Genomic DNA, 21,094 nt, shown 5'->3' on the forward strand with positions numbered 1-21,094 from the left:
GCTTGTCTTTTAAAATCTATTTCGAAAAATTATTTCTTTAGATTAATTTCAGTAATTATTTTTTGGATAAAAATCTTAAGCTTGACTTGAATTATATATAAGTAAAATTTCATTCGTCGATATATAATTGTTTTTTAACGTTATTTATAGATTAACTATCGAATTAATATTTTTTTCAAAAGAATTGAAGCTACTTTTACAGTGTTGATTTGAGGTTCTATTAATTTCTAGTTTGTAACTTTACACTTTTAAAATTTGTAAAATATGAAAGATTTAGGAAGTTATAGAAAATCATATGAGAAAAGTGAACTATTAGAAACGAATATACCAGAAGATCCTATAAACCTTTTTAACAGATGGTTTCATGAAGTAGAAGATTTTGGTGGAGTTGATGAAGTAAACGCAATGACGGTGTCAACTATTGGTTTAGATGGTTTTCCTAAGAGTAGAGTAGTTTTACTTAAAAAGTTTAATGAAGAAGGATTTATATTCTTTACGAATTATAATTCTGAGAAAGGAAAAGCCATTTTAAACAATTCTAATATTTGTCTATCTTTTTTTTGGCATTCCATGGAAAGACAGATAATTATTAAAGGAATAGCAGAAAAAACGTCAGAAAATGTTTCAGACAACTATTTTGCTTCACGTCCTGTTGGCAGCCAATTGGGAGCAATTGTTTCTAATCAAAGTGAAGTTATTCCAGATAGACGTTATTTGGAAGATAAATTGAAAAAATTGGAAAATGATTTTGAAGGGGAAAATGAAATTCCGAGACCCAATTTTTGGGGCGGTTTTTTAGTGAGACCAATTGAAGTTGAATTTTGGCAAGGTCGTCCAAATCGATTACACGATCGAATAAGATATAAATTGTCAGAAAATACTTGTTGGAATGTTGATAGATTATCCCCGTAAACTCTTAAAATGCTAAAAAATGTTAAAATTTGATGTATTTTATCGATTTTCCTTGCTAGTAAACGATTTTTGTGTACATTTGTAGTGTTAAAACATTGATTTAATTTCATTTGATTTTTGCTATTTAGATGTACATCTAAAAAGAATAATTGAAAGATATAGATTTTCATGTTTGTTTATTTGTTTGTAAATAGGCATTACTTATCCCAAGGTAATGCCTTTTTTATTGAAGTAAATCGAAGGCTAAGTTTTTTATAAACAATACTATATTATTCTATTTTAGTAATTATAAATTCACTTCTTCTATTTTTTTGATGCGCTTCTTCTGAACAGTAAACACCATCTGCACATTCATTTACTAATTCATTTTCACCAAATCCTTGCGCAGTCAATCTTTCTTTTTCTATTCCATTAAGCACCATAAACTGTAATGTAGATTTTGCACGTCGGTCTGAAAGTAATTCATTATAAGCATGTGTTTGTCTGCTATCTGTGTGAGAACGAATACTAATCCGCATTTTAGGATACTCTTTCATGACTTCAATAACCTTTTGAATATCTTTTGCAGCATCTGGACGAATATTCCATTTGTCTAAATCAAAAAAGATAATGCTAATGTCAAAAACTTTTGCTAGATCTGTTCCCTCAGTAATTGGAAAAATAGTCCTATTGAGTTTAAGATCCAAAACAATTTTACTATTATCTTTTGGGGTTATAATAGTTTCAATAGTTTCATAATTTTCTTTTTTAACTCTAATGTAATATTTTTCTTTACAGTTTAACTCAAGAGTATAATTTCCATTTTCATCTGTAGTCGTTTCTGTAATTATATTTTCATTTTTATCTAAAAGGAGAATAGTACTATTGGGAAGAATCTCTTTTGTAGCAAAATCTGTAATTTGGCCACTTGTTTTTGCATAGCAACTTTTTAATCTGTATATGTCATCCAAACCTTTTCCTCCTTTTCTGTTTGACGTAAAATACCCTTCCCTTTTTTGATTGATAATAAAACCAAAATCATCAAAGGAGCTATTTATGGGTTTTCCAATATTCTTAGGCTCTTGAAATTCATTGTTCGCAATTTCGGATTCAAAAATATCTAAGCCTCCAAGTCCTAAATGGCCATCTGAAGCAAAATAAAGGGTATTGTTTGAACCAATGAAAGGAAAAGACTCTCTACCTTTAGTATTAATTTTAGTACCTAAATTTATTGGTTCACCATATTGATCTCCATTAATAGTTACTCTAAAGATATCTGCTCCTCCAATTGTTCCTGGCATATCTGATGAAAAATATAATGTTTTTTCATCAGGACTCAATGCAGGATGAGCTGTGCTATACAAATCGCTGTTAAAGGGTAATTCCTTAATATTTGTCCATTCCTCATTAATTAATTCTGCTCTGTAAATCTTTATGAGTGTGGTTCTTTCATTATCCATTCCCTTGTCTTTTCCTTTTTTACCAATTAAATAATTGTTTCGAGTAAAATACATGGTTTTGCCATCTTTGGTAAAAACAGGTGAAGCTTCGTTAAATTTTGAATTTATCGTGTTAGAAAAGTTTTCGGGTGCAGAAAGTATAGTATCATTATTGATTTTAGATATGTATAAATCAGTAAAATTTTGGTTAGTCCATTTGTGTTTTTTTTTCACAACAGCAATATCAGGCCTTGAAGAGGTAAAAACAATATTTTCATTATAGAAAGCAGTTCCAAAATCGTAATATTCAGTGTTTATGTTTGTAGTGTCTATTAAAAAACGATCCGAATTTTGATTGATGATGGTTAAGTAGTCTTGCTTTTTATCAAAAAAATTAGAATCACTACTGTTTGTTTTTTCGTAGTAGATTGCTAAGAGTTTATTAGCTTCTTCATAATTTTGAATCGTTTTTAAAGCTTGTGCATATCGAAAATAATATTCAGGTTCAATATCTTCTTCTAATTCAAATAATTTCTGATACCATTCAGTTGTTTTTGCGAGTTCTCCATTATAATAGTAACTATTTGCTAATTTTTTAAAGAGTTCTGAGGACTGATAACCTTTATTTGCTACTTTTTCATATATTTTTATAGCATCAACATAGAAAAATTTGTCATATTTTTTATTAGCTATTGCTAGTTTGGCTTCTTGTGCATATCCTGAGAAATAAAGTATAATGAGTGAGATCTGTATAATTTTTTTCATAATAATTTTGCTTTAGAAGAATCTAGGTGAAGTAATTCTGTTAGTTGTAGCAATTTCAAAACGTAGGAATAATTCATGAGAACCAGAATTATAATTAGATAATTTTGTTGTTTCGGCATCATAGCCATAGCCAATAAACCATGATTTTGAAATTTGAAAACCTACCAAAGCACTAAGCGCAGAATCCCATCGGTAAGCTGTTCCTAAAGTAAGTTTATCATGGATTAAAAAATTTGCTGTTATATCTGCTTGCAATGGAGCACCTTCAACAATCTTAGTGAGTAAAGCGGGTTTAAATTTTATATTTTGGTTAATAGTAAAAACATGTCCAGCAATAAAATAGTAATGCATTTTTTCTTTTTGAACTTTAATTTCGTTATCATTATAATTAGAAGTTTCAAAGAAATTAGGAACAGATAGTCCAAAATAGGTGTTTTCAGAATAAAAATAAATGCCCGTTCCAAAATTAGGAGTAAAACTTCCATTAGTGTTTTGAAAATGTGGGTCATTTTGATTATAAATGTTCAGTTTGTTTACATCTAGATTAAAAAAATTACCAGAAGTTTTTAGACCAAATGCTAAAGTATATAAATTAGACAGCGGAAACGAATAGGAAGCATCTATTGATATTATGTTTTCAACAGTTGGACCAATTCTATCATTAACAAATGATAACCCTATTCCAAAATTTGATTCGCTTATTGGTGAATGAATAGAAAAATTATTAGTTATGGGTGCACCGTCTAGACCCACCCATTGATTACGGTGTAAAATAAAGGTGCTAAGAATATTTCTACTGCCAGCATAAGCTGGATTAATATTGATGGTGTTATACATGTATTGTGTATATTGAGAATCTTGCTGTGCAAAAAATGCAAAGGAGGTTAAAAAAAGTAGAATAATTTTTATTTTCATGTGCTCAATATTAGATAGAAACCAGATTCTAAATTTACACTATTTCAATCAAAATTAGAAATTTTCTCTAATTGGATGAAAAATTATGTTTTTTTTTATAGTTTTTTTAGAAAAAATATAGTTACTTTATATAGATAAAATTTACTATTATGAAGAACTTAATTCTTATCAGACATTCAAAATCAAGTTGGCAAACACCATTAAATGATATTGACAGACCATTATCTAAACGAGGAATTAATGATGCACATTTAATCTCTTCAAATATAGCTGAATTTTTGCCCAAGACTTATATCGTTTGGAGTAGTCCATCAAAAAGAACTAAAGAATCTGCAATGATATTTTCTGAACATTTAATGTTTTCATTTGATAATATAATTTTTAAAGAAGAATTATACACTTTTGATGGACAGAAGTTAGAAGAAATCATAAAAAAATGTGAAAATAGATATGATAACCTAATTCTTTTTGGACATAATGAAGCTATTACAAATTTTGTTAATAAATTTGGGAACCTTTTAATAGAAAACGTACCCACATCTGGTGTTGTTTCGATGCAATTTAATATAGATGATTGGCAAAGTTTAAAAAAAGGACAAACGATTAATACCCTTTTTCCAAGTCATTATAAAGATGAACAATACAATAAACAAAAAATACATAGATAGAGAAAAGAGTTGGTTAACATTTAACGCTAGAGTATTACAAGAAGCCGCAGACGAATCAGTACCTTTATTAGATAGATTACGTTTCTTAGGAATTTTTTCAAACAATTTGGATGAATTCTTTAGGGTGCGCTATGCTGCTATACGTAGAATGCGATTTGAAAATATAGATGATGAAAAAGTTTTAGGAGGCATTTCTGCCGACAAGCTTCTTAAAGAGATAACAGAGATTGTTATTGAACACCAATCAGAAAGTCTTAGGATTTTAAGCGAAATAGAACAAAAACTTGAGAAAGAAAATATTTTTATTGTTAATGAAAAACAAATCTCCAGTGAACAAGAAAAGTTTATAAAAGATTTTTTTATACGAACAGTAAGTCCAGCTGTTGTAACTATCATGTTGAATGATTTAGATAGTTTTCCAATATTAAAAGATACTTCGGGCTATTTGGCAGTTAAATTAGTAATGAATAATGGAGAAGATAATGATAAATCAAAAGGAAAAACAACTCGATATGCCATAGTAGAAATTCCCAACACTATAAATAGATTTGTAGTATTACCTTCTAATTCGGAAAAACAATATATTATCATGTTAGACGATGTAATTCGTTTAAATCTGAATTATATTTTTAATATATTCGATTATAAAAGCATGTCTGCTCACATGATTAAAATTACTAGAGATGCTCAGTTAGAATTTGATAGTGATTTAAGTAAAAGTTTCATTGAAAAAATATCAGATAGTGTTAAAGAAAGAAGGGTAGGAGAACCAGTTCGCTTTGTATATGATCAAGCAATTGAAAAAGATACTTTAGCATTCTTTCTAGATAGAATGGAAATTGACAGTTCCGATAGTATAATTCCTGGAGGAAGATATCATAATAGAAGAGATTATATGAGTTTTCCAAATCTTGGTCGATATGATTTATTGTATAAGCAAAATCCACCTTTATCTATACCAGGGTTAGATATTGAAGGAAGTATTTTAGAAAAAATTAGACAAAAAGATTATTTGTTAAATGCTCCCTATCAATCATTTTCATATATCATTAAATTTTTGCGTGAAGCCGCATTAGACCCGAAAGTTGTATCTATAAAGATCACGTTATATCGTTTAGCTAAAAATTCTCAAATTGTTAGTTCATTAATAAATGCGGCAAAAAACGGTAAAAAAGTAATTGTTCAAATAGAATTGCAAGCACGTTTTGATGAAGCAAGTAATATTTTCTATGCAGAGCAAATGCAAACCGAAGGAATTGAGCTTATTTTTGGAATGAAAGGATTAAAAGTGCATAGTAAAATATGTATCATTGAACGATTAGAGGATAAAAAGGTGAAACGCTATGGGTTTATTTCTACAGGTAATTTTAATGAAAACTCTGCAAAAGTATATACAGATATAACTCTTTTTACAGCGAATACTCCAATTTTAAAAGATGTATCAAAAGTATTTGATTTCTTTGAGATTAATTATAAAATACATCGCTACAAGCATTTATTTGTTTCTCCACATTATACTCGTTCAAAGTTTACAAAATTAATAGACAAAGAAATTTTAAATGCTCAATTAGGGAAAGAAGCCTATATAAAATTAAAAATGAACAGTCTTTCAGATTTTAAAATGATAGACAAGTTATATGAAGCTAGTAATGCGGGAGTTAAAATTCAATTAATAATTAGAGGTATTTGTTGTTTAATACCAGGAGTTAAAGGAATGAGCGAAAATATAGAAGCAATTAGCATTGTAGATAATTATTTAGAACACTCCCGACTTTATATTTTTTGTAACCAAAATAAACCCGAAGTTTATATTTCTTCAGCAGATTTTATGACTAGAAATATAGAGGCAAGGGTAGAGGTTACTTGCCCAATATATGACGAAGATATTAAAAATGAATTAATTGAAACATTTGAGATTGGTTGGAATGCCAATGTAAAAGCAAGAATTCATTCTGAAAATTTAAAAAATGAATATCGAAGAAAAGGAGATGAAAAACCATTTAGAGCACAATTAGAAATGTATAATTATTATAAAAAGAAGTTAGAAAACGCTCAATAATAAAGGTTTACTTATAAAATTATATCATGATTACAATAAAAAAATATGCAGCAATAGACATAGGTTCCAATGCAATGCGATTATTAATAACCAATATTGTAGAGCAAAAAGGTAAACCTACACAATTTAATAAAAGTTCATTAGTTCGTGTTCCAATTCGTTTAGGGCAAGATGCTTTTACTGTTGGAGAAATATCAGAAGAAAATATTCTAAGAATGATAGATGCAATGAAAGCATTTAGTTTACTAATGAAAGTACATAAAGTAGAAAAATATAAAGCCTGTGCCACTTCGGCCATGAGGGAAGCCTATAACGGTAATGAAATCTCAGCGCTAATAAAGAAAAAAACAGATATAAAAATTGAATTAATAGATGGCAAAAAAGAAGCATCTATTATTGCAGGTTCAGATTTAAAACAGTTTATTAACACAGAGAAGACATTCTTATATGTCGATGTAGGCGGTGGTAGTACTGAGTTTTCAATTTTTTCAGAAGGGAAAATGGTAAATTCAAAATCATTTAAAAATGGGACAGTTCGTTTATTAAACAATATGGTAAATGAAATAGTTTGGGTGGAGATTGAAAAATGGATTAAAACCAATACAGCTGCTTTTGATGAAATTATATTGATTGGTTCTGGAGGGAATATAAACAAGTTGTTTAAAATGTCTGAAAAACACCAAGAAAAACCACTTTCCTATGTGTATTTAAGCTCTCAATATCAAAAATTAAATGCAATGACCTATGAGGAGCGCATTGCAGAACTTGGATTAAACCCAGATAGAGCAGATGTAATTATTCCTGCAACAAGAATTTATTTGAATGCTATGAAATGGAGTGGTGCAAGACAAATTTATGTGCCAAAAATTGGTTTGTCTGATGGAATTGTAAAAGCGATGTATTATGGTAAAATTTAGTATTTGTTCTAACATTTTGTTGTTTTTCAATCTTATAATCTTTTTCTTTTCTTGCACAAAGGAAAGAAAAAATGAAGATTCTTTAAATTTTAACAAAGTGGAACATTATCATAAAGAAATTTCAGAAGAAGAAGTTTTTCAATTATATGATAGTCAAAATAAAAATGATTCTCTATATTTTCAATTGATAACGGGCAATAATCCAGATAAATTGAATGGTAACTACAAACAACAGCTAAAACAATTTGGATATAAAAAGAAAAATTTATCTCAAACAAATTTGGATAGTATAAATATTGTGCTTAACCAAACAAAATGTAAAGGTAAAATTGCTCACGGTTGTTTACCAATTTACAGAGATGTTTTATTTTTATATAATAATGAAGAATTGGTTGGAATATCAAAAATAGCACTAGAGTGTCACCAAACATATATTGTATCCACTGATATTAGAAATGATAATCTAGGGTTATGTACAAAAGATTATGATTTTTTGAATAGGGTATTACGATAAATTATCAAATAAGTAGTTAGCTTAAATCGCATTCAAAATAAAAAAAATACGAATTATTTTTTTGTAAGTAAAATTTTGGTTAAATATTTTAAAATTTTGACTTCGTATTCGTAATTTTTTTATTTTTATTTCTAATTATGTAATAATATTATTATTATTGTAGCTATAAAAAATTTAAACTATGGCAATTAATTTACAAAAAGGACAAAAAATTGATATTGGTTTATCAAAAATTACTGTTGGATTAGGATGGGATCCAAATGAAGGAACTGGGCACGATTTCGATTTGGATGCCTCAGCAATTATGATCGATGAAAACAGAAAACTATTAGGTGAAGAGTATTTTGTTTTTTATAACAATTTAAAATCACCTGATGGATCTTTAGAGCATACAGGCGATGACCCAACAGGAGGGAATAGCGATGGGGACGATGATGAAGCAATTAAGATAGATTTAAAGTTAGTAAACGAAAAAGTAAATGAGATTTTGTTTGTAGTTACTATCGAAGATTTTGAAAGAAGAAAACAAAATTTTGGTCAGGTTAGAAATTCATATATTCGTATTGTTGATGAATTAAACAATGAAGAAATTGCAAAATATGAATTAGATGAAGATTTTTCGATTGAAACAGGTGTAGAGTTTGGAAGATTATATAAAAGAAATGGAGAATGGAAATTTGAAGCTTCTGGAATTGGTTATAAAGCAGATTTAGGTTTTTTCTTAGAAAAGTATTATTCAGGTCAAATTATTAAATAAATGGCTATAAACTTGCAAAAAGGTCAAACTATAGATCTTAGAAAAAATGATAAAGGCGAATCTTTTGATTTATCATTAGTTACCATTGGTTTAGGCTGGGATGTTAGAAAAAAAGAGTCAGGTTTTTTTGGTAAATTATTTGGAGGAAATGATGAACCAGAGTACGATTTAGATGCAATAGCTTTTCTGTTAGACAATAATGGAAAAGTCGCAAATTTAGGTAGGACAGTAAAAAATACAAATGGAGGAGAAGTAGGTCTTTATGAAAGTGATATAGTTTTTTTTAACTCTATGAAACACCCTTCTGGGAATATTTGGTTAACTGGAGATAATAGAACAGGTGCAGGAGATGGAGACGATGAACAAATTATTGTAAAACTAGATGCTTTAGATAAAAAGTATGAAAAAATAGTGTTTTTAGTAACTATTTATCAAGGAAAAAGAAGAGAACAGCATTTTGGACTACTTGAAAACGCCTATATTAGAGCAGTAGATGCTAAAGGGAAAGAAATTGCAAAATTTAACCTTTCGGGAAATAATAGTTTAAATGGAACAAGAGCCATGATTTTTTCAGAAGCTTATAGAGAAGGTAACGAGTGGAAATTTAAAGCAATTGGAGAACCAAGAAGTACGGATAACTTTGTTGATATTTTAAAAGAATTTACTTGAATTTAAATTATAAAAACGTTGATCATATTTCTTTTGATTTGTGGCTAACATTAATAAAATCCAATCCAGAATTTAAAAAACAAAGAAATCAATTATTTAAAGATTTTTTTAGAATTGAAAATTCAATTGAAGAAGTATCTCAAAAAATTAGATACTTTGATGTGTTATGTAATAAAATTAATGAAAACACAGGTTTAAATATAGATACTTTTGAAATTTATTACTTAATTCTAAGTTCTTTAGAGGTAGATATAACTAAGATAAATACAGCTGTTTTAGAGGATTTTTATTTAAAAACAGAAGAATTATTTTTAGAATACAAACCACAATTATTATTTGAAAACATAAAAGATATTTTCAAAGAAATTAAAAATAATGGAAAAACAATGAATATTTTAAGTAATACAGCCTTCATTAAAGGAAAAACTTTACGAAAAATAGTAAAACATTATGAAATAGAAGATTATTTTTTATTCCAAATTTATTCTGATGAATGTGAATATTCGAAACCAAATGAGAAAATTTTTAATTTAGTCTATCAAGAAGTTAATAAATATAAAAAGATAGAAAAATTTAAAATATTGCATGTTGGCGATAACAGAATAGCCGATTTTGACGGAGCAAAAAAATTTGGGTTTGATGCATACTTAATACAATAAAAAATTGAATAATAGTTACAGTTTACATAAGATTCTTGAAGAAAAAGAATATCCATTCCAACCAGAAGAATATAGTTGGTTTAAATTTGGAGATAAATATTACGCAAAAAAATTTGCAGAAGAATTGTCTTCAAGTTTCATTAGAGAATATGGTGAAACCTTATTAAAACAAGAAGAAATAGTAATTCTTCCAAGCCCTTATTTATCAATACCTACTGCTTCCAATTTTTTATGTCAATATTTTAAAGAAAAAATTAATGTTTTTCTTTTTAATAATGATAAAAAATCTTGTTTAGAATCGAAAATTTATCGAAATCAAACCTATGTAACAGATTATGGTAATTTAGATTTTGAAGAACGTGTAAAATTAATATCTAATGATACTTATTATATTGATAGAGAATTTATTAGAAATAAATTTTGCATTTTTGTAGACGACATTAAAATTACAGGGAGTCATGAGCATACTGTTAATAAAATTTTAAAACAATATGACGTTTCTGGAGAATTTATATTTGTATATTTTGCAGAGCTAATTAACAAAGATATTCATCCAAGTATAGAAAATTTTTATAACTATTTCGCTGTAAAAGGAATTAATGAAATAATTGAAGTTGTAAATAGAGATACATTTCAATTTAATACAAGAATTGTGAAATTTATTTTAAATTTGAGTTTTTCAGAATTTAATCATTTCATTAAAAAAATCTCAAAGCAAAGAAGTGACGAACTTTTTAACTTGGCCATAAGCAATAACTATCATCAAATACTAGAATATAAAGGAAATTTAAAAAGCATTAATATAAACTAATTATGGCAATTAATTTACAAAAAGGACAACGCGAGAATATAAACGCTCCAAAGTTCACAATAGGTTTAGGGTGGGATACTAATCAATCATCAACAGGATCAGGCTTTGATTTAGATGCTTCAGTATTTGTTTTAGGAGAAAATAAAAAAATACTATCAGATAGTCATTTTATTTTCTATAATAATCTAAAAACACCAGATGGCTCTGTAGAACATACTGGCGATAATTTAACAGGTGATGGAGATGGAGATGATGAGCAAATTTTAGTTGATTTATCAAAAATTGCAGATAATGTAGCAGAAATTTGTGTTGTAGTTACTATTCATGATGCAGAAGCTAGAAAGCAAAATTTTGGGCAAGTTAGAAATTCATTCATTAGAATTTTCGATTCTAACTCAAATGAAGAAATTTTAAAGTATGAACTAGATGAAGATTTTTCAATAGAAACTGCTGTAGAATTTGGTCGTATCTATAAACGCAATAACGAATGGAAATTTGAAGCAATTGGTATGGGAATGAAAGGTGGATTGGAAGATTATTTGAATAAGTATAATTAAAAATAAACTATAAAAAATGGCAATTAATTTAACAAAAGGACAAAAAATCGATTTAAGAAAGTCTTCAGGAGAGACTTTAACAAATTTTTGTGTAGGAGTAAACTGGGGAGCAATTGAAAAGAAAACATTATTTGGGCTTTCAAAATCTGTTACAGATATAGATTTAGACTTAAGTTGTATACTTGTAGATGACCAAGGTAATGTTTGTGATCACTTATATTCACCATTATATAGAGTTGAGGTTTTGCAACAATTTGGTTTACCAAAAGGGAAACTATTAACAAGTGATGGAGCTATGAAACATACTGGTGATGATTTAGAAGGAGATAAAGGAGGAGATGACGGATTAGATAATGAAATTATTACAGTAGATTTATCTAAAATAAATTCAAATGTTTCACAAATTTTCTTTTTCTTGAACAACGCAGGAAATGAAGATTTTGCTCAAATTCCTTATGCAAAAATTAGAATGTATGAAGGAACATCAACAAGAGTACAGTCTGTTTTTGCAGATTATAATGTTTCTGCTGAAGCTCAGTATGCTGGAAAAAAATCTATAATAATGGGTAAATTGTATAAGAGAAATGGTGAGTGGAAATTTAGCGCAATTGGAGATCCTACAGAAGATGTATTTTTAGGACAGACTATTCATAGAATTATTAAATCTTACCTATAATAGATGCAAATTAAAAATATAGAAGGCTTAAAGGTTTCTCAAATAAAACAATTAGTTGGTCAAGGGGGTAGGTTTGTTATTTTTCCTTATACAATTTCAATACTAGTAATGACTTTTCAAAGAAATTCTAGTATTTATTTTATTTTACCTGGAGAAAATTCAATCAAATATTCCTACGGGCATGTAGGGCTAAATCTTTTAATGGGATGGTGGGGAATTCCATGGGGACCTATTTATACACTTGGAGCACTGTTCAAACATATTGGAGGAGGAAAAGATGTTACACAATTAGTTTTGAGTAATTTAATTCAAAATGATCCAGAAGCAGATACAACCACTTATGGTATAAATAATATGAATACTCAAAACAACTCAGATAATCAAACCTATAATATCCCAAGATAAAATTATGAGAAGACTTCCAGTATATTTACTTTTAGATACATCTGGCTCAATGAGTGGAGAACCTATTGAGGCTGTAAAAAATGGTGTTCAAGTAATGATTAGCTCGTTAAGACAAAATCCTCAAGCTATAGAAACTGCATTTCTGAGTGTAATAACGTTCGATACAACCGCTCAGCAAATAATACCATTAACAGATTTGGCTTCTTTTCAGATGGTAGATATTAAAGCAACAGGTGTTACAGCTTTAGGAGATGCTTTAAAACTAGTTTCAAATAGAATTGACAACGAAGTAGCAAAAACTACAACAGAGCAAAAAGGCGATTGGAAGCCGTTAGTTTTTATAATGACAGACGGAATCCCTACAGATAATTGGCAAGCTGGACTTAATGAGTTTAAACAAAGAAAAACAGCTTTTACAGTTGCTTGTGCAGCAGGAAGTGGAGCTGATACTAATATATTAAAACAAATTACAGAAAATGTAGTGAGTCTTGATACAGCAGATAGTGCTAGTATTAGTAAGTTTTTCTTATGGGTAACTGCTTCTATTGGAGTTTCTTCTACAAGGGTGGAAGATAGTGGTAAAGAAGTAACAGGCTTAAACGAATTACCTCCACCTCCAGATGAATTAAATATAGTAGTTTAATTAATGATTTTTCTCTTCATTTTAATATTTCATAGATTAAATGAAGAGAAATTTAATCTTTATTTTTTAATAAAAACGCATTAAAATTAATGTTTTAATATAGTTTTAGTAATTAAATAGTTATGAGAAGATTACCCGTTTATTTTTTATTAGACACATCAGGATCAATGTATGGAGAACCTATTCAAGCCTTAAATAATGCCCTAAGTGGTATGATTAATACGCTTCGTCAAGATGCTCAAGCACTGGATTCTTTATGGATAAGTATAATAACTTTTGATAGAGAAGTTAGAGAAATTTGTCCGTTAACAGAACTAGCAATGTTTCAATTGCCCGAAATTACTTGTCCTCAAAGTGGTCCAACACATACAGGTAAGGCATTAGAAATGTTATATCATAAAGTACAATCAGATATTATTAAAAGTACTGAAACACAAAAAGGTGATTGGAAACCGTTATTGTTTTTATTTACGGATGGTAAACCATCAGATATTCAATTATATAATGAGATAGCACCAAAAGTTAAAACTTTAAACTTTGGGACTATTGTAGCGTGTGCAGCAGGAAATTTAGCAGATGACTCTAAATTAAAAATATTAACTGACGATGTTGTTCATTTAGATAATGCAGACAGTGCTACATTAAAGCAGTTCTTTAAATGGGTTTCTGAAACTATCGAACAAGGAAATAAAAGCCAAGGAACAGGTGAGAACATTGCATTGCCACCACCACCAAGCGAAATAACATTAGTAATCTAATTTTTGAATATGTTTCATCTTATAAAAATTTTTATATACATTTTAATTGTTGGCTTATTTTTATACTCAAAATTATTACCGTATAAAGACAAATTAGATTCGCGTTACAGTAGGGTTTTTAATTTTTTTAATTCAATTTTCACACCAATTCTTGACTTTTTTAAGACATTTATGCAACCTTTTAGAGTTGGACAAGGATTATCGGTAGATATGACACAAATACTCTTATTGCTACTATTACTATTAATTTCAAATTCATTATAAAACTATGCGAAGGCTTCCTATATATTTTTTAATAGATGTTTCAGAATCAATGGTTGGAGATCAAATTCAACTAGTTGAAGAGGGAATGGCAACAATAATAAAAGCAATTAAGCAAGATCCCTATGCAATTGAAACAGTTTGGGTGTCAATTATAGTCTTTGCGGGTCAAGCAAAAACGTTAGTGCCTCTTCAAGAAATTGTTAGTTTTTATCCTCCAAAATTTCCAATAGGAGGAGGAACTTCATTAAGCAATGGTTTAGGTCACTTAATGCATGAGTTAAGAAAAAATATAGTAAAAACTACTTATGAACAAAAAGGAGATTGGAAACCTATAGTTTTTTTATTTACAGACGGTGTTCCAACAGATGATACAAGCAGTGCCATTACAGAATGGAAACAAAATTGGTCTAGAACAGCAAATATGGTGGCTATTTCTTTTGGTGATGAAACCGATACTTCTATTTTGACTAATTTAACCGATAATGTACTTCATTTTAAAAATTCAACAGAGGAAGATTATAAAAAATTCTTTAAATGGATTACAGATTCTATAAAAACAAGTAGTATTAGTGTCGAGAATAATTCATCTGGCATTGAATTGGCTTCAATAGATGGTGAAACAATTACAAAAATTGATAATACCAAAATACCACCTCCAAATTTATACGTCGATCCAAATTATGTGGTTTTGGCAGCCAAATGTCAAAATACAAAACGACCATATTTAATGAAATATCGTAAGTTTATTCAACCCTCTGGATTTGCTGGTTTGCAAACAAAAGCTTATCGCTTGATTGGAGGTTTTCAAGTAGATAACACTTATTATGAACTATCCGATGAAAAACAACTAAACAATAAGATTAATAGCGACGAATTAATTGGAGCACCAGCTTGCCCATCTTGTGGAAATCAATTTGGTTTAGCAATGTGTATGTGTGGTAAAATTCATTGTATTGGTGAAGAGGAAATTAGTACTTGTCCACATTGTGGTAATCAAGGTCGTTACGGTTCTGGTGATGGTGGTTTTGATATAAATAGAACATTAGGATAATATGCCAAATGTAAAAACTTATTTTGAAAAATTATTTTCAGCACATGGAATAGAAATTCCTTCTAAAAGGGAAGAAATGTTCAGAAATTTCATTGAAAATAGTGAGAACAGAAAAAAAATAGAAACCATACTTGCATATCAAAATAGTATTATGAAGAACTGGAAATTGGATACAAGAATAAGAGATATTATTGAACAACAGATACAAATTCCTAATGGTACAGTTGGAAAAAAATATGAAGCAAAATTAGACTTTATAAAACTTGGGTTAGACGATATTGTTTTTTCTGATTTTGTGGGATTAGAAGAGTATGGGTTAAAATATGATAACGAAAGTGAAGTGATTACAGGTACTCCTATAAAAAATGGAGATTTTAAAGTAACATTAAATTTTAGAATTAGAGAAGAAGAAAAAGATTCCGTTTTAAATGAGAAAACATTTAATTTGATAATTAATGCTGACCCAAAATCATTATGGAAAGATATAGAAAGTAATAGAGAAGATCTTTTTTGGAAAAAGGATAATGTAGCAGAGTTTCAATCAATAGGAGATAAAAATATAGTTGTTGCTTCAAGAAGAGGGCGTTCACATGCTAATGTTGGTTCTTTTCGAGATGATGATTATGCTTTTAAACATTTTGAGGAAACAGGTTGGAGTGTTGTGAGCGTTTCAGATGGAGCAGGAAGTGCGAAATTATCTAGAAAAGGTTCTGAAATTGCTTGTAGAGAAGTAATTCATTATTTTGAAACTAAATTAACAAAAGAACTTTCATTACAATTTGATGCTCTAGTTACAGATTTAAATCTTGAAAAAAGTGGTTTTGTGGAAGAAAATGAAGTTACAGACAATAAAAAAGATTCGAATGAAGCTTCAACCGAAATTAAATCAGAAACAACAAAAAGTAAAATAGGCAAATTTATCTATAACAATCTTGGAGGTTGTGCTAAATGGGTACATAATAAGTTGGAAGAATTTGCTAATTTAAATGAAACCTATATAAAAGATTTTCATAGTACTTTGATTTTTACACTGTTTAAAAAGTATGATTTTGGTTATGTAATATTAACTTTTGGAGTTGGAGATTGTCCAATTGGTGTTTTAAATGAAGATCTTACAGATTTTAAACTAATGAATTGGCTAGATGTTGGAGAATTTGGAGGAGGAACACGATTCATTACAATGCCTGAAATTTTTACTAGCGATAAATTTGCAACCCGTTTTGGGTTTAAAATTATTGAAGATTTTTCATATTTGATATTAATGACAGATGGTATATATGATGCTAAGTTTGTTGTTGAAGCCAATTTAGAAAAATTAGAAAAATGGAAAGACTTTATAGCCGATTTGAAAGGAGATAATGAAGATAATATAGCTGTAGAATTTGATGCTAAAAATGAAAATATTGCAAATCAATTGGCTACATGGATGGATTTCTGGAGTCCAGGAAATCATGATGACAGAACTTTAGCAATTGTATTTTAATAAAAGCCAACTATGCCAATAATAACAGTAAAATCAATCATTAGTGGAGCTACCTATCAATATATTGATGATGGCGAACCAAAAAGCGGTACAGCTAAAAATGTTTATTTTAGTCCAGATAAAAAATATGTAGTCGCAATTTTTAAAGAAAAACAAGATTTTAATCAAAAAGAGCGTTTAAAGAAAATAACATCCGATTATTTACAGCGAATAAAAAATAATGAAGGTGGAGATTATTATCTAGATGAAATTTATAGATGGCCAACAGATATTATAGAGTTGAATGGAAAAACAGGTATAATTATTCCAATATATAATTCTAAATTCTTCTTTTCTAAAGGATATGCAACTCAAGATTTAATAAAAGGAGAGGAGAAAAATGGGAAATGGTTTGCTGGAGCAAAATTTAGAAATAAACAATTTCCATTGAGTTTAGATCCATCAGAATTAGGAAAATGGCTAAACTATTTTCAAATTGGCGTCAATCTTTCAAGAGGTGTAAAAAAGATGCATCAAATGGGGCTGTCTCATTCTGATTTGTCCTATAATAATGTATTGGTTGATCCACAAACTGGTTCGGCTTGTATGATTGATCTAGACGGCTTAGTAGTTCCTGGACTATATCCTGCAGAAGTAATTGGTACTGCCGATTTTATCGCTCCAGAAGTTTTAGCAACCAAACATTTAAGTAAAACAGATCCAAATAGGAAGTTTCCAAATAGATTAACAGATTTACACGCTTTAGCATGTCTAATTTATATGTATTTATTGCATAGACATCCTTTAAAAGGTGGAAAAGTACACGATTTAGACACTGAAAAAGATGATTTATTGTCTATGGGGGAAAAAGCACTTTTTATTGAACATCCAATAGACAAAACCAATAGACCCAAATTGAATCAGGTATCTAAATGGGATCAATATTGGTCAAATATTGATACACTGCCTTATACAATAACAGGTCCATACTTAAAGCCTTTGTTCGATAGAGCTTTTATTGATGGTTTGCATAACCCAATGCAAAGACCTACAGCGGAAGAGTGGGAAATAGCATTGTTAAAAACAACAGATTTAATTCAAACCTGTTCTAACATAAATTGTGATCAAAAGTGGTATGTTTTCGATAATACAAATACACCAAAATGTCCTTTTTGCGGTACTTCACATAAAGGAACATTACCTGTTTTAGATTTATATTATCAATTTAAAGAATCTGTTTGGAAACCTGAAAATCATAGGTTAATGGTCTATAATAATCAATACCTCTTTCAATGGCATGTGAATAGAAACGTCGTTAGAAATGAACGACTAACAGCAGAACAAAAAGTTCCAGTTGGTTATTTTACATTTCATAATGATAAATGGGTATTTGTAAATCAAAAACTAACTTCTTTAGTAGATAAAACAGAAGAAAAAGATATACCAATTGGCCAAATGGTAGAATTAACAGATGGAAAAAAACTATTACTATCTAAAGAAGAAGGTGGTAGAGTAGTAGTTATAACCATGGCAAACAAATAATAAAAAAATAATTTAATAATTAATTAATGAACAATCACCCTATTTTTTCTGAACACCCTTGGCTAATTTTTACATTTGCTATAGCCATTATTATTATGTTGATGCTAGATCTTGGTATCTTTAATAAAAAAAGTCACGAAGTTTCTAATAAAGAAGCTATAACGTGGTCATTAGTCTGGATTTCTCTTTCTATGGTTTTTAGTGGATTAGTCTATTATTATGCTGGAGCAACAAAATTCTATGAATTTCAATCTGCATATTGGATTGAAAAAGCTTTATCTGTAGATAACTTATTTGTTTTCATATTAGTCTTTAAATTTTTCGATGTTGCCAATCAAAACAAGCATAAAGTATTATTTTGGGGAATCATAGGAGCATTAGTGCTTCGAGCAATTTTTATATTTTCTGGTGCGTTCCTAATAGAATTGACCTATCTAAATAAAATTTTAAGTTATTTTGGTGTTGAAGGATTAAAATATGATATCAACATAATAATGACGCTTTTTGGTTTATTCCTTGTTTATGCAGGTATAAAATCTTGGTCTGCAGGTGATGAAGATGAAGACGAAGATTATAACGATACAAGAGGAGCTAAATTAATTAGAAAATTCTTTAATGTGAGTGATAAATATGACGGAGATAAATTCTTTACATTCGAGAACGGGAAAAAATTAGCAACACCTTTATTGGTAGTCGTGGCTGTAATAGAATTTACAGATTTACTATTTGCTGTAGATTCAATACCTGCAATTTTTGCAATTTCAAATGATCCATTTATTTTATATACTTCAAATATTTTCGCCATCTTAGGTTTGAGAGCTTTGTTCTTTTTGTTAGATAATTTTATACACTTATTTAATAAATTACCATATGGTCTAGCGGTTATTTTATCATTTATAGGTGTAAAGATGATTATTGCTCCTTTTTACCATATAGAGTCTGTAATTTCTCTAATTATTATTGGTGGAGTTTTATTAATTTCAGTAATCTTATCGATCATTTTTCCTGCAAAAGAGGAAGAAAATAGTTAACTTCAGAATAAAACTTTTATAATTATATATACAAAAAGAGGCTGTCCAAAAAGTAAGGACAGCCTTTTTTTGTTGTATTTTTCTCTAAAATTAGTATCTTAGAATTGAGACAAAAATACACAATGGCTAAGATAGTTTTTAAAAATCAAACAGGCAATTCTCCAGAGTTATTTCCTATCAATATTTTCGATAGAATACCGCAAAACCATCCAGTTCGCTTAGTGGAACAAGTTGTTAATCAGTTAGATATAAGTGAAATATTGAAAAAATATAAAGGAGGTGGTACTTCAGCTTACCATCCAAGAATGATGATTAAGGTTTTGTTTTACAGTTATTTATCTAATGTATATTCTTGCAGAAAAATTGCAAAAGCACTTCAGGAGAACATTCATTTTATGTATATTTCGGGCAACTCGACTCCTGATTTTAGAACGATAAACGATTTTAGGGGTAAAGTTCTAAAAAATCACATTCAAACTCTTTTTGCAGAAGTGGTAAAAATGTTGGTTGAAATGAAATATGTAAGCCTAGATGTTCAGTATATTGATGGTACAAAGATAGAATCTAAAGCTAATAAATATACTTTTGTATGGAGAGGCTCCATTGAGAAATATAAAGAAAAACTAGAAATTAAAATTAGTCATATTTTATCGACTATTGAAAACAGTATTCAATCTGATAATCAAGAACTAAATATAGAAGAATTACCAAAATCAATAGATTCGGAAAGATTAAAAGAAAAGCTTTCGATTCTTAATAAAAAGCTCAAAATGCCTACCAAAAAGCAGGAAAAAGAGTTACAAAAACTTCAAGAGGAGCATCTTCCAAAGCTTGAAAAATATGAAAAAGACTTAGCTACAATGGAAAATAGGAACTCTTATAGTAAAACGGATCCCGAAGCTACCTTTATGAGAATGAAAGAAGATCATATGAAAAACGGTCAATTAAAACCCGCTTACAATCCGCAAATATCTACAGAAAATCAATTCATTACACATGTATCTGTTCATCAAACAACAAATGACACTACAACCTTAAGTTCTCATCTTGAAGGTTTTGAAAAAGCTTATCAAAAACAGAGCAAGGAAATCGTTGCAGATGCAGGTTATGGCAGTGAAGAAAATTATCAAATGCTTGAAGAAAAAAAGGCTGATGCTTATGTTAAATACAACTATTTTCATCAAGAACAAAAAAGAAAGATAAAAAACAATCCTTTTCTTGTTCAAAACTTATTCTACAACGAAGAACACGATTTTTATGTTTGTCCAATGGGGCAAATTATGCAAAAAACAGGAGTAGGAAAACGTGAAACCAGTACTGGATATGAATCACAAATTACATATTATCAAGCCAAAAGATGCCAAGGATGTCCTTTACGAAGTCAATGTCATCAAGCAAAAGGTAATAGAATTTTATCAGTCAATCATCGATTAAATGAATTAAAAGAAAAAGCAAGAAAGCTACTAATGAGTGAAAAAGGACTAAAACATCGAAGTAAACGTCCAATAGAGGTAGAAGCAGTTTTTGGTCAACTTAAAAGCAATAATAAATTCAATCGATTCACAATGAAGGGATTAGAAAAAGTAACATTAGAGTTTTTACTAATGGCCCTTGGACACAACTTTAGAAAAATGAATGCAT

The 21,094-nt window shown here is 29.0% G+C and carries 20 protein-coding genes and 1 pseudogene; 19 read left to right on the top strand and 2 right to left on the bottom strand.

Features of this window, described 5'->3' with window-relative positions; all coding sequences use genetic code 11:
• The first annotated feature begins 264 nt into the window (after window positions 1-264).
• Window positions 265-912 carry a pyridoxamine 5'-phosphate oxidase gene (gene pdxH / locus ACZ49Z_RS14425; protein ID WP_464305003.1) on the top strand — a complete coding sequence of 216 codons (648 nt, stop codon included), beginning with the start codon at window positions 265-267 and terminating at the stop codon, window positions 910-912.
• Between the two features lie 269 nt (window positions 913-1,181).
• Here the strand turns inward: pdxH and ACZ49Z_RS14430 are convergent, their stop codons facing one another.
• Window positions 1,182-3,095, bottom strand: a complete 1,914-nt coding sequence (locus ACZ49Z_RS14430) for an OmpA family protein (RefSeq protein ID WP_464305004.1) — start codon at window positions 3,093-3,095, stop codon at window positions 1,182-1,184.
• Window positions 3,096-3,107: 12 nt separating this feature from the next.
• Window positions 3,108-4,010 (bottom strand): PorP/SprF family type IX secretion system membrane protein, encoded by a 903-nt coding sequence (locus ACZ49Z_RS14435; RefSeq protein WP_464305005.1) that lies wholly within the window; start codon window positions 4,008-4,010, stop codon window positions 3,108-3,110.
• 149 nt (window positions 4,011-4,159) lie between these two features.
• Between ACZ49Z_RS14435 and ACZ49Z_RS14440 the strand changes: the two genes are divergently transcribed.
• The 18 genes and pseudogenes from ACZ49Z_RS14440 to ACZ49Z_RS14525 all read left to right on the top strand — a co-directional run.
• On the top strand, window positions 4,160-4,678 hold the full coding sequence (locus tag ACZ49Z_RS14440) for a SixA phosphatase family protein (protein ID WP_464305006.1): 519 nt from the start codon (window positions 4,160-4,162) through the stop codon (window positions 4,676-4,678).
• Window positions 4,644-6,737, top strand: coding sequence for a polyphosphate kinase 1 (gene ppk1 / locus ACZ49Z_RS14445; protein ID WP_464305007.1), 2,094 nt, complete (start codon window positions 4,644-4,646; stop codon window positions 6,735-6,737). The genes ACZ49Z_RS14440 and ppk1 overlap by 35 nt, the downstream gene beginning before the upstream one ends.
• Window positions 6,738-6,763: 26 nt before the next feature.
• A complete protein-coding gene (locus tag ACZ49Z_RS14450) occupies window positions 6,764-7,654 on the top strand; it encodes a Ppx/GppA phosphatase family protein (RefSeq protein ID WP_464305008.1) in 891 nt (296 codons plus the stop codon).
• The gene (locus ACZ49Z_RS14455) at window positions 7,641-8,168 is read left to right on the top strand and encodes a hypothetical protein (protein ID WP_464305009.1); all 528 of its coding nucleotides are present in this window, start codon (window positions 7,641-7,643) and stop codon (window positions 8,166-8,168) included. The genes ACZ49Z_RS14450 and ACZ49Z_RS14455 overlap by 14 nt, the downstream gene beginning before the upstream one ends.
• Window positions 8,169-8,349: 181 nt before the next feature.
• Window positions 8,350-8,925: a TerD family protein gene (locus ACZ49Z_RS14460; RefSeq protein ID WP_464305010.1), complete on the top strand. Its 576-nt coding sequence runs from the start codon at window positions 8,350-8,352 to the stop codon at window positions 8,923-8,925.
• Complete coding sequence (locus ACZ49Z_RS14465) at window positions 8,926-9,594, top strand: TerD family protein (RefSeq protein WP_464305011.1); 669 nt, start codon at window positions 8,926-8,928, stop codon at window positions 9,592-9,594.
• Entirely contained in the window at window positions 9,591-10,253 is a 663-nt protein-coding gene (locus tag ACZ49Z_RS14470; protein ID WP_464305012.1) for an HAD family hydrolase, read from the top strand. The genes ACZ49Z_RS14465 and ACZ49Z_RS14470 overlap by 4 nt, the downstream gene beginning before the upstream one ends.
• Before the next feature lie 4 nt (window positions 10,254-10,257).
• A complete protein-coding gene (locus tag ACZ49Z_RS14475) occupies window positions 10,258-11,064 on the top strand; it encodes a phosphoribosyltransferase family protein (protein WP_464305013.1) in 807 nt (268 codons plus the stop codon).
• Window positions 11,065-11,066: 2 nt separating this feature from the next.
• Window positions 11,067-11,621, top strand: coding sequence for a TerD family protein (locus ACZ49Z_RS14480; RefSeq protein WP_464305014.1), 555 nt, complete (start codon window positions 11,067-11,069; stop codon window positions 11,619-11,621).
• A 16-nt stretch (window positions 11,622-11,637) separates the two neighbouring features.
• Window positions 11,638-12,297, top strand: coding sequence for a TerD family protein (locus ACZ49Z_RS14485; RefSeq protein WP_464305015.1), 660 nt, complete (start codon window positions 11,638-11,640; stop codon window positions 12,295-12,297).
• Between the two features lie 3 nt (window positions 12,298-12,300).
• A complete protein-coding gene (locus ACZ49Z_RS14490; RefSeq protein ID WP_464305016.1) occupies window positions 12,301-12,702 on the top strand; it encodes a hypothetical protein in 402 nt (133 codons plus the stop codon).
• Between the two features lie 4 nt (window positions 12,703-12,706).
• Complete coding sequence (locus ACZ49Z_RS14495) at window positions 12,707-13,345, top strand: vWA domain-containing protein (protein ID WP_464305017.1); 639 nt, start codon at window positions 12,707-12,709, stop codon at window positions 13,343-13,345.
• Between the two features lie 122 nt (window positions 13,346-13,467).
• Window positions 13,468-14,103, top strand: coding sequence for a vWA domain-containing protein (locus ACZ49Z_RS14500; RefSeq protein WP_464305018.1), 636 nt, complete (start codon window positions 13,468-13,470; stop codon window positions 14,101-14,103).
• A 268-nt stretch (window positions 14,104-14,371) separates the two neighbouring features.
• Window positions 14,372-15,418 carry a TerY-C metal binding domain-containing protein gene (locus ACZ49Z_RS14505; RefSeq protein ID WP_464305019.1) on the top strand — a complete coding sequence of 349 codons (1,047 nt, stop codon included), beginning with the start codon at window positions 14,372-14,374 and terminating at the stop codon, window positions 15,416-15,418.
• A gap of 1 nt (window position 15,419) precedes the next feature.
• Window positions 15,420-16,901 carry a PP2C family serine/threonine-protein phosphatase gene (locus tag ACZ49Z_RS14510; RefSeq protein ID WP_464305020.1) on the top strand — a complete coding sequence of 494 codons (1,482 nt, stop codon included), beginning with the start codon at window positions 15,420-15,422 and terminating at the stop codon, window positions 16,899-16,901.
• Between the two features lie 12 nt (window positions 16,902-16,913).
• Window positions 16,914-18,422, top strand: coding sequence for a protein kinase domain-containing protein (locus ACZ49Z_RS14515; RefSeq protein WP_464305021.1), 1,509 nt, complete (start codon window positions 16,914-16,916; stop codon window positions 18,420-18,422).
• A gap of 26 nt (window positions 18,423-18,448) precedes the next feature.
• The gene (locus tag ACZ49Z_RS14520) at window positions 18,449-19,453 is read left to right on the top strand and encodes a TerC/Alx family metal homeostasis membrane protein (protein ID WP_464305022.1); all 1,005 of its coding nucleotides are present in this window, start codon (window positions 18,449-18,451) and stop codon (window positions 19,451-19,453) included.
• 122 nt (window positions 19,454-19,575) lie between these two features.
• Window positions 19,576-21,087 (top strand): annotated as a pseudogene (locus ACZ49Z_RS14525) (IS1182 family transposase); the annotation flags it as partial.
• Between the last annotated feature and the right edge of the window lie 7 nt (window positions 21,088-21,094).

Source organism: Flavobacterium sp. KY-23415 (assembly GCF_055384985.1).